The sequence below is a fragment of the Hungatella effluvii genome (genome assembly GCF_003201875.1).
GTDB classification, from domain to species: Bacteria; Bacillota; Clostridia; order Lachnospirales; family Lachnospiraceae; genus Hungatella; species Hungatella effluvii.
On record NZ_QJKD01000001.1, the window covers coordinates 612,022 to 621,535 of the forward strand.

General features: G+C 54.7%; 10 protein-coding genes. 2 read left to right on the plus strand and 8 right to left on the minus strand.

The window, feature by feature from the left end; translation table 11 throughout:
• Positions 1-77: 77 nt before the first annotated feature.
• The 6 genes from DFR60_RS30765 to DFR60_RS02560 all read right to left on the minus strand — a co-directional run bounded on the left by DFR60_RS30765 (position 78) and on the right by DFR60_RS02560 (position 7,134).
• Positions 78-278, minus strand: coding sequence for a choline-binding protein A (locus tag DFR60_RS30765; protein WP_432764094.1), 201 nt, complete (start codon positions 276-278; stop codon positions 78-80).
• Complete coding sequence (locus DFR60_RS02540; RefSeq protein WP_243004967.1) at positions 275-1,417, minus strand: PucR family transcriptional regulator; 1,143 nt, start codon at positions 1,415-1,417, stop codon at positions 275-277. The genes DFR60_RS30765 and DFR60_RS02540 overlap by 4 nt, the downstream gene beginning before the upstream one ends.
• A 131-nt stretch (positions 1,418-1,548) precedes the next feature.
• On the minus strand, positions 1,549-3,489 hold the full coding sequence (locus DFR60_RS02545; protein ID WP_110321477.1) for an FAD-dependent oxidoreductase: 1,941 nt from the start codon (positions 3,487-3,489) through the stop codon (positions 1,549-1,551).
• A 6-nt stretch (positions 3,490-3,495) separates the two neighbouring features.
• On the minus strand, positions 3,496-5,766 hold the full coding sequence (locus tag DFR60_RS02550) for a xanthine dehydrogenase family protein molybdopterin-binding subunit (protein ID WP_110321478.1): 2,271 nt from the start codon (positions 5,764-5,766) through the stop codon (positions 3,496-3,498).
• Entirely contained in the window at positions 5,750-6,247 is a 498-nt protein-coding gene (locus tag DFR60_RS02555) for a (2Fe-2S)-binding protein (protein WP_110321479.1), read from the minus strand. Before DFR60_RS02555 ends, DFR60_RS02550 begins: the two co-directional genes overlap by 17 nt.
• Positions 6,247-7,134, minus strand: coding sequence for an FAD binding domain-containing protein (locus DFR60_RS02560; RefSeq protein ID WP_110321480.1), 888 nt, complete (start codon positions 7,132-7,134; stop codon positions 6,247-6,249). Before DFR60_RS02560 ends, DFR60_RS02555 begins: the two co-directional genes overlap by 1 nt.
• A 203-nt stretch (positions 7,135-7,337) precedes the next feature.
• Between DFR60_RS02560 and DFR60_RS02565 the strand changes: the two genes are divergently transcribed.
• Both DFR60_RS02565 and DFR60_RS02570 read left to right on the plus strand, forming a co-directional pair.
• On the plus strand, positions 7,338-7,907 hold the full coding sequence (locus DFR60_RS02565; RefSeq protein ID WP_110321481.1) for a hypothetical protein: 570 nt from the start codon (positions 7,338-7,340) through the stop codon (positions 7,905-7,907).
• Positions 7,908-7,919: 12 nt separating this feature from the next.
• The gene (locus tag DFR60_RS02570) at positions 7,920-8,387 is read left to right on the plus strand and encodes a GNAT family N-acetyltransferase (protein ID WP_110321482.1); all 468 of its coding nucleotides are present in this window, start codon (positions 7,920-7,922) and stop codon (positions 8,385-8,387) included.
• A 72-nt stretch (positions 8,388-8,459) separates the two neighbouring features.
• Here the strand turns inward: DFR60_RS02570 and DFR60_RS02575 are convergent, their stop codons facing one another.
• Both DFR60_RS02575 and DFR60_RS31365 read right to left on the minus strand, forming a co-directional pair.
• Positions 8,460-9,299, minus strand: a complete 840-nt coding sequence (locus DFR60_RS02575) for a hypothetical protein (protein ID WP_110321483.1) — start codon at positions 9,297-9,299, stop codon at positions 8,460-8,462.
• A gap of 66 nt (positions 9,300-9,365) precedes the next feature.
• A complete protein-coding gene (locus DFR60_RS31365) occupies positions 9,366-9,440 on the minus strand; it encodes a DUF6783 domain-containing protein (protein WP_432764097.1) in 75 nt (24 codons plus the stop codon).
• Between the last annotated feature and the right edge of the window lie 74 nt (positions 9,441-9,514).

The window sequence follows — 9,514 nt, forward strand, 5'->3', positions numbered from 1 at the left end:
ACAGCAAAAAAACACCGGTTAATCACAGACTAACCGGTGTTTCAAACTATATCTTATAAATATCTCACAGAAGTCTTTTATGGATTCGTGCAGGCCCCTTTTTCATCGAAGGAGTAAACCTTTCCTCCAATCTCTTTGGAAGCCGTCTCCATATCCCCATTCTGATTCAGATAGTACCATTTTCCGTCCAGCCTGATCCAGCCTGCGGCCATGGAACCGTCTGCATTTAAGTAATACCACTTGTCTCCGGTGAATAACCAGCCGGGCTCCCCGGTCACTCATATCCCGTTTCCTTCATCCAGAGAGGAAGCAGGCGGCTTACCACCTCGAACAGCAGGCGGTCCTCCTCTCTCTGCAGGTCACAGCCCCACAAATTCTCCATCAGGCTGATCCGGTAACGGATGGTGTTGACGTGGGCGTACATGGCGTCCGCCGTCTTCTGGTAGTTAAAATGGTTCTGCACAAAGCAGCACATGGTATCCGACAGCGCATCCCGCTTCTCTTTCGGGTATTCCATCAGCTTGTCAGTCATCTGTTCCAGGATCCGGTTTACCGCACTGCCCGGCTTCGGATATTCCAATATTCGGAATATCCCCAGTTCACTGTGAAAGAACACGCGCCTGTCCGTATTGGTCAGATTCCCCACTTCCGCGGCGTGGCGAGCCTCCCCGAGAGCCTGATCCATCTCAGACGCACGATACCGGCCGCTGATCCCCATAATGATATCGTCATCGCCAATCCCGATTATCCCTTCCAGCTGCTCCGTCACCTTCATGACATTGTCCGTGGAGACAAACAGCAGCAGATGGGTCTCGTCCAGAAAACAGTAACGCAGACTCTTTCGAAAGCTGCGGTGAAGCCGGTATCCCAGATACCCCTGCTGCTTTAAGATGCCCTTGTCTCCCCGTTCCAGCAGCACGATTCCGTATCCTTCTTCCGGAAATACCCCGGCGGGAACTGCCGCCGGCCGTATTCCTTCATAGGACTGCCTCATAATGGCGCTGATGCCCTCCGACGCCGCCGGCAGATCCCGCGTATACCATGACAGAAGACAGGCGTAGTCGAGCAGCACATGGTCTTCCTCCGTAAACGCCTCCTTGCCCCGTATCTGAAGCAGATGGCGCACCTCTCCGCCAAGAGTTATGGAGCTGTGAATAAAACGAAAACTGCTTCCTCCCTCCCAACTGAATTCCTGAATCCCCGGAAAAGCCGCCTTCACCGGCCCGCGCTTCCACCACTCCGGATAGAAAAACGCTTCGCTCAGCTCAGGCGTGTCCGGATAGACCTCATAATCCTGGCGAACACTGTAGACCCACTGGCCGCCGCAGCGCTCATTCAGCGCCTTCAGAAGCTCCAATATGTCCCCATCACACGCCAGGTTACGCAGTCTGTACTGAAAACAGGTAATCGACTCCATTTCCACAAGCAGTCCCCCTTTTACTATCACAGATATCCCATCGCGCTCCATTGCGCAATCGTACTATCTTAAGCATAGCGCCCCGGGGGCAAAGAGTCAACTGCCGCTTCCTGTAATCACTTCCTGTTTTATCAGATGCGCACTGCCGTTTTATACGCAGTATGGAACGCGTCCAGAATCTTGCCTGCCTTCACACAGTCTCCGATTTCATAGACCTCCAGATCCGGTTCTCCCGCAAGTGTATCGTAGAACGCATGGCGTGGTTTCAATCCTACCGCGATCACCACGCTGTCCGCCGGAAGCTCAGTTCTGCGGCCGGTCCGGTCATTCACTCCGCGCACGCCCTGATCTGTGACCTCTGTCACCCGCAGTCCCGGAATGACCGCGATCCGGTTTCTTCCGATCTTTTCATAATAGGCGATAATATCGGTCACGGCACAGTCGGCCATGATCGCGTCTTTCATCTCCACAATGGTCACTTCGTGGCCCTTTTCGGCCAGATCGATGGCAGTCTCCGTACCGATCATTCCGCCGCCCACGACCACCACCTTTCTGCCGATCTCAGGATGGCTGTCCAGGATGGTAAGGGCATTGATCACATTTTCCCCATTGATTCCCGGGACCGGCGGGATCACGGGTTCGGCTCCGACCGCCGAGATCACCGCATCGTATCCTCCGGCCTTCACCATCTCCGGCGTCAGTTCCTCGCAGATAACCGGAATCTCCAGTTTCTCGATCTGATGAATCTGATAATCGATCAGATGCCGGATATCTTCCTTAAATTCCGGAGCAGACGCCTCATGGAGATAACCGCCCAGTTTTCTTTTCTCATAGATGGTCACGTCATGGCCTTTCAGCTTTAAGACGCGGGCCGCCTCCATTCCCGCGGGGCCGCCTCCGGCAATGACGACTCTCTTCTTCGTCTCCGCAGGTTTTATGGCAAGGTCTTCTTCAAAGCCCAGCACCGGATTTACCGCGCACATGACGGTGCGGCCCAGGAAGGAGCTTCTCTGCAGACAGCCCTCGTTACAGCGGATACACGGCCGGATATCCTCCGGACGGTCTTCCATCGCCTTCTTCACCCACTCGTTGTCCGCCCACATCGGACGTCCCAGCGTGATGAAGTCGGCCTTTCCCTGCTCCAGAATATCTTCCGCATACTGGGGAAGTGTGATGGAACCAGAAGCCATGACGGGAACGTGCACCTCTTTCTTCACGGCCTCGGCCGCCCATACATTGTAACAGACAGGCATGGCCATCGGGCTTACCTGATGGATCATGGTATGGTGATCTCCGCCCGAAATATGGAAGGCGTCGATTCCCAGCCTCTCCAGTTCTTTTGCATAGTAAATGGTATCTTCGATGGTCATCCCATCCGGCTCATAATCCGTACCGGACAGACGGACCGTCAGCGGGAAATCAGGCCCCACCTTCTTACGGCAGTTTTCCACGATCTGTCTCAGGAAACGGAACCGGTTTTCTCTTGATCCGCCGTACCAGTCGCCTCTTTTATTTGTAAAAGGAGAAAGGAAATTCGTGATTAAATAGCCGTGAGCCGCGTGGATTTCCACCAGGTCAAAGCCTGCATCCACGGCGCGCTTTGCCGCGTCTCCAAATGCCTCGATCAAAACCTGAATTTCATCGATGGTCAATTCTTCCGGGATCGTATGGAACTGGTCATAGAGCATGGGCCACGGAATTGGGGAAGCTGATTTCATTGGCGGTCCCAGGAACCGCTGGCGGCCGCAGTGTTCAATCTGGATTCCCGCTTTCGCGCCATGGTTCTTGATGCTGTCCGCCAGCCATCCCAGACCGGCGATGTGCTCATGGCTGCTGATTCCGACCTGACAGTGGCAGGACTTGCTGGCAATGTCGTCAATATAGGCGTACTCTACAATTACCAGACCGGCGCCGCCGTCGGCCAGATGGGTGTAGTGATCCACCAGTCTCTGGGTCACCGTACCATCCTTGTTGCTGAGTCCCGTCGTCTGAGGTGCCTTTACCAGACGGTTCTTCACTCTCAGAGTTCCGATCTGCCCCGGTTCAAACAGCTTTGGAAACATTTTCTTCATTGTAATTCACTCCTTTTCTTTCTTTTTTATCGCATCTAACATCTTTTCCTCTGTTATGGGAATCTCATGGAAACGGATTCCCGTCGCATGGTAAACCGCGTTGGCGATGGCCGCCGCCGTCGGCACCAGGCCGCATTCTCCGACGCCCTTCGCTCCGAAGGGACCGCTTGGCTCGTTGGTCTCCACGAGAATCACGTCGATATCCGGCGTCTCCAGCATGGTCGGAAGGTAATACTTGTGGAAGCTGTCCTGGGCCTGCCTGCCCTTCTTGTCATAGACAATCTGCTCGCTTAAGGCGTAGCCGATTCCCTGCAGCACCGAACCGTGAATCTGCCCTTCCACGATGTCCGGATTGATGGCCCGGCCCACATCGTGAGCCGCCGCCAGATGAAGGACCTCGATCTGCCCGGTCTCCATATCCACCTCCACCTCAGCAAAATGAGCGTGCCACGGAGGCGCGTTAAACGGCACGGTCTGGCCGATCCCGATAATCTGCCGGTTAGCTCTGTGAATCAGATGGGCCGCTTCCCCCATGGTCATACGGGGTTCCCCATCCGCAAGAATCATCCCGTTTTCCAGAGTCAGTGTTTCCGGCTCTGTCTTCAGCTGTTCTGCGGCAAATTCCAGAATCTTCTGCTTCGCATCCCGTCCTGCCGCCTCCACCGCGGTTCCCGCCGAATAGAGCGTTCTGCTGGCATGGCTTCCGATGTCGTAAGGGGTACTGGCCGTATCGCCGAAGACGATGCTCACCTGATCCATGGGTATCCCCAGAGAGGATGCCGCTACCTGCGACAGCGTGGTGGCGATTCCCTGTCCCATATCGGGGACGCCCACCGCTAAATTGGCGGAGCCGTCCTCCATTACCGCCAGATAGGCGTTGTCAAATTCTACTGCAAAAGGCCAGGAGTTGCTTACATGGGTTCCTGCCGCCATTCCGATTCCCCGCACTTTCCCGTGTCCCGGGTTCTTTAAAAGGCTGTCCCGGTCCGCCCATCCGATCTTCTGCGCCCCCTTTTCCATACACTCTGCAAGGCCGCAGGTGGCACAGGGATACGGCGGAAGCCATGGTGCGTAAGGAGTCATGGTATTTTTAAGCCGAAGCTCCATTGGGTCCATGCCCAGCCGTTCGGCCATCATATCGACCGTAGACTCCACCGCGAAGTTTCCCTGCGGGTTGCCAAATCCTCTCATGGCGCCCGCGGTGGTGGTGTTTGTATAGACGCAGAGACCGTCATAAAATACGTTGGGTATCTGATAAATACTTATGTTGGTCACGCCCAGAACCGCTGTCACGTCGGGTCCCGCGTTGGCGTAGCCGCCTGTGTTTAAAACGGCATTCAGATACAGAGCCTGGAAGCTTCCGTCCCGCTTCGCTCCCAGCTTCACCGTAATATAGCCGGAATGCCTGGTGGTCGAAGCGATAAAATCCTCTTTTCTGTCATAGACAAAACGCACCGGCTTCCCCGCAAGCATCGCCAGCGCCGCAGCGATAGGTTCCGCCTTGCCGCTCATCCCCACATGGGAGCCGAATGCGCCTCCAATATACGGAGGGTTCAGCACACGAACCCGGCTGGCCGGCATTCCGAACAGCTTTGCCAGCAGATTTTTTAGCGGATGGGGGCTCTGGGTCGTGGACCACACCGTCAGATGCCCTGACGCAGAGTAATCGGCTACCGCGGCCTGGGTCTCCAGCTGACAGTGCTTCACCACCGGAAGTTTAAACTGTTCCTCCAGTATGATATCACTCTCCGCAAAGCCCTTCTCTAAATCCCCCATGGGAAGCTTTGCCATGCCGGCAATATTATTTCCGATAAAGCAGGGATGAACGGCCGGTGCATCCGGCTTCAAGGCCTCCAGCGGATCGAAGACTGCGGGCAGCTCCTCGTATTCCACCCTGATCAGTTCCAGCGCTCGTTTTGCCGTCTCCTCCGTGTCCGCCGCAACGGCAGCCACCTCGTCACCCACATAGCGCAGCTCCCGATTAAATATCTGTTCATCTTCTACCGGAACTGCGGGCGGGTTCGCCTCGCTGCAGGAGCTGTTAAAACAACATTCCGTCGTATTTTCATATGTAGCCACGGCGCGTACTCCAGGCAGTTTTTCCGCCTCCGCCGTATCGATGGACACGATCCTGGCGTGTGGATACGGGCTTCGGAGCACCTTTGCGTGCAGCATACCGGGAAGCTTTAAATCCGTGGTAAAGGAAGCCACTCCGGTCGCCTTTTCCAGGGCGTCAATTCTTGGCAATGGTTTTCCTATTTCACCTTCCGTCTTCATCCGTTTCACCTCCTTCTATCAGGGACAGTGCATGGGCCGCCAGCTCCACGGCCTGTTCTATTTTCACGTACCCGGTGCAGCGGCACAGGTTGCCCGCCAGAGCTGTCCGGATCTCCTCTCTCGTCGGATGGGGCTTCTCATCGAGCAATGCCTTGGCTGACAAGATCATCCCCGGCGTGCAGAAGCCGCACTGAATGGCTCCCGCATCGATAAATGCCTGCTGGATGGGGTGTGGTTTTCCTGCTGTCTTCAAACCTTCTATGGTAACAACGCGGCGGCCTTCCACACGCGCCGCCGGAACCATACAGGAATTGACCGCTTTTCCGTCCAGTATCACGGTGCAGGCCCCGCATTCGCCCTGCCCGCATCCTTTCTTCGTTCCGGTGAGTCCCAGCCGGTCCCGCAGCACATCCGCCAGCAGCTCAGGCGGCTCGATCTCCACGCGGACCGGAACTTCATTTAATATAAAGGACAGTTTCATCACTGCTCCACCTCCTTTTCCCTGCCTTCAGCATCGGTGAGCGCCTCCGATAAGGCCCGTTCCACCATCACCGGAAGTACCTCCTCCCTGTAGTGCTTCGAACCGCGGATCAGGCTGTCCCTGGGATTCGCATTCTTTAGCGCAAGCCTTCCTGCCTCTGAAAATACTTCCTTTGCCGCCGCTTTTCCAATTAAAAAGCGTTCCGCCTCTATCGCCCGCACCGGCCCCACGCCGACCGGGGCCATGGCTATGCGGCACCGTTCCACCATGCCGTCCCTGATTCCGAGAAATGCCGCCACACAGACCATGGGAAGCGCCAGAGCCTTCCTCTGTTCCAGTCTGGCGTAGCCGCTTCCCTCGCCGGGCTCCGCTGCCGGAATGAGAATCTTTGTGACAAGACTCTTCGTGCTGTCAATCGTGCTTTTTCCAAATCCGGCGTAAAGGCGGTCCATGGACAGCAGCTCTGTTCCGTCCTCGCACATCACCTCCACCGATGCCCCCAGGGCTGCCAGAGCCACCGCGCTGTCCGCCGCCGGCTGGCCGTTCACGATGTTGCCGCCGATGGTGCTGCAGTTTCGAATCTGATTGGAGCCGACCGAATGAGACGCCTTTGCCAGCGCGTGCGCGTACCGTCTGATCAGGGGACTCTCTGCCGCCTGATTATGGGTGACTGCCGCGCCGATTTCCAGCCCCCCGCCGCACAGCTTCATCTCAGACAGCCCCGGAATTCCCGTGATATCCACGAGACAGTCCGCCTGATACTTCCCGCTCTGCAAATCCAGCACCAGATCGGTTCCGCCCGCTATGATCCTTCCGCGCCCCTCATATCCGGCCAGCAGGCTCAGCACCTCTTTGGCCTCCTTTGCCATAACGTAATTCTGTACCATTAGGAAATCAATCCTCCTTTCATATTGCCGTTTTCCGTTTCATTTGCATAATTTTATTATATCAGCTTCCATCGGCCGTCATCTCCAAAAAACAACCGGACATTTTTGTAGTTCCTATGGGAATCGTAACAGAATTTTCATAAATCCTTAAAGTCTTTTTTCCCCTTCAATGGTAGAATCAACCATTATAAGGAGGAGAGTCTATGAAAAAGAAAGCAGTATGGACTGCATCTGTCCTGGGAGCCGCGGCATTTCTGGCGGCGTTCTGTCTACTGGTGCCGCGCCGCTATCCGGTTCCCGCGGATACGACCATCGGAACCCGCAGCATCCGGTACGAAGACCGGCCCAAGACCGCCGCTGAGATCACCGTAGCCCGTTACTTCCTTAACCAGATAACGGGAGATTTTAAAGAAATGAAGAAACTTCTTCCCAATACGGAACTTGACAGGATCACGCTGGAGAATGAGAAGGAAGCGTTCTTAAAGGGCGAATCCATGGAAACCTATATTATACGTTCCATCACAACCCTGGACCGTGAACAGTACGCCGGAGACAACGAGGCGTTTTCCTATCCCAACGCCGAAACACGGGCGCGGCAGGAGAACCTGAAGGATTATGCAGTCATTCATGTGGAATTCTATCAGAAATGGAATAATAAGGCAGAGTCGCATGCACCGCAGTGGAACTCCGGAGAATGCGGCAGGAATTTCCTGGTGGGCAAAAAAGCTTTGGATAAGAATTATAAAATATATGATTTTGGAATGATGATGTAAGGAGGAAAGATTATGGAGATCACTCTGACAAAGGCCAAACTTTCAAACTGTGAGGAGCTCTACAGCCTGCAGACCGCTTCCTTCCGCCCGCTTCTGGAGAAATACCAGGATTACGATTCCAATCCCGGCGCGGAGACGAAGGACCGTACACTTCAAAGGCTGAAGGATCCTTTTTCCGATTACTATTTTATCAGTTTAGAGGGTAAGCATATCGGTGCCATCCGCATCTGCCATTTTGAAACATTATGTAAACTCAAACAGCTGTTCATCCTTCCTGAGTTCCAGGGACACGGGTATGCACAGCAGGCCATCGAACTGGCTGAAGCCCTGTATCCGGAGATTCCGAGATGGGAACTCGACACGATCAGCCAGGAGGCGAAGCTCTGCCATTTGTATGAGAAGATGGGGTATACGAAGACTGGTAAGGTGGAGAAGATTAAGGACGGGATGGATCTTGTCTATTATGCCAAATATGCATAGATATGGGAAATCAGCGGTTGTAGTATGCAACAGCTGATTTCCCATACTGATTTTTATTTCCTATACTGATATTTATTGCGGTGAGTCCGCCGTCTCCCTTCCATCCGGCACTGCCCATGGCTGAAGCACTGACAGAAGCTCTGCATCATAGTCCAGACCAATGCTGTAGCTGTACTCCTGGCTTGGGAGGGTTCCCTGGGGATAGGATATCTCCAGATGATCCGGGAAAAGAAGGATATACTCTGGCCGCAGAGCTGCCTCCATCTCTTTGCGCAGCGCCGGACTGACGGTGCCGGGGGCATCTAAAAGCCATTGCCGGGCCGCGTCCTCTGGCAGGCTGAATAAGTCCCAGTTGCTGTATACGGCACCCGTCTCCCGGTTGAACACGGCCCCGAGCCGAAGTTCTTTAGCCTCCTGGCCGTTTACCGGGAGCGTGACCGTTGTGATAAAGCTTACAGCTGTATCATTGGACGCCGAGGGCGTGATCTCCTGACGCACATGGCGTTCCTGGTACGCGGTCCCATTCTCCCGGCAGGTCAGGTAATCCCCGTAGGCCTTCTGAAGCTCTGCCTCCGTGTCGTAGAGCAGTCCCTGTTTCCCGTAGTAATCGTCTATGCCCTTCCGCGCAGATTCACTTAAATCATTGTAGCTTACCGTCCCGGCCACATAGCAGTTGGCAGGTCCAACGGTCTTATAGATGGTCAAAAGTCTGGTTCCATCCGGCAGTCTGTAGCTGTCGAAGGTATTGTGTTCGTCCTGCCACAGGTCCGCGCGCTCATCTCCGGGAAGGGAGGCGGCGTTTTCCTGGATCAGATACAGTGTCTCTTCCTCCGGAACGGGAGCTTTCGAACAGCCCGTCAGGAATACAAGAGACAGGATCAGTACTGATACATAAATTTGCCTCGCTTTCATGGGTCATCCTCCTTTATAATTCTGGTCGTCTGGAGTACTGAAGCGTGTCTGTAAGCAGCTTTTGCGTCACGCTCCAGAGTGTGTTTGAAAATTGCTTTCTGACAGCTGTGCGTCACACTTTGTGGGAGATTTGGCCCCGATGAAGGAGGCGTAGTGGGCTACGCTGACTGAATTGGGGCTAAATATACCGCGAAGTGGGGCGTGCAGATGGCAGA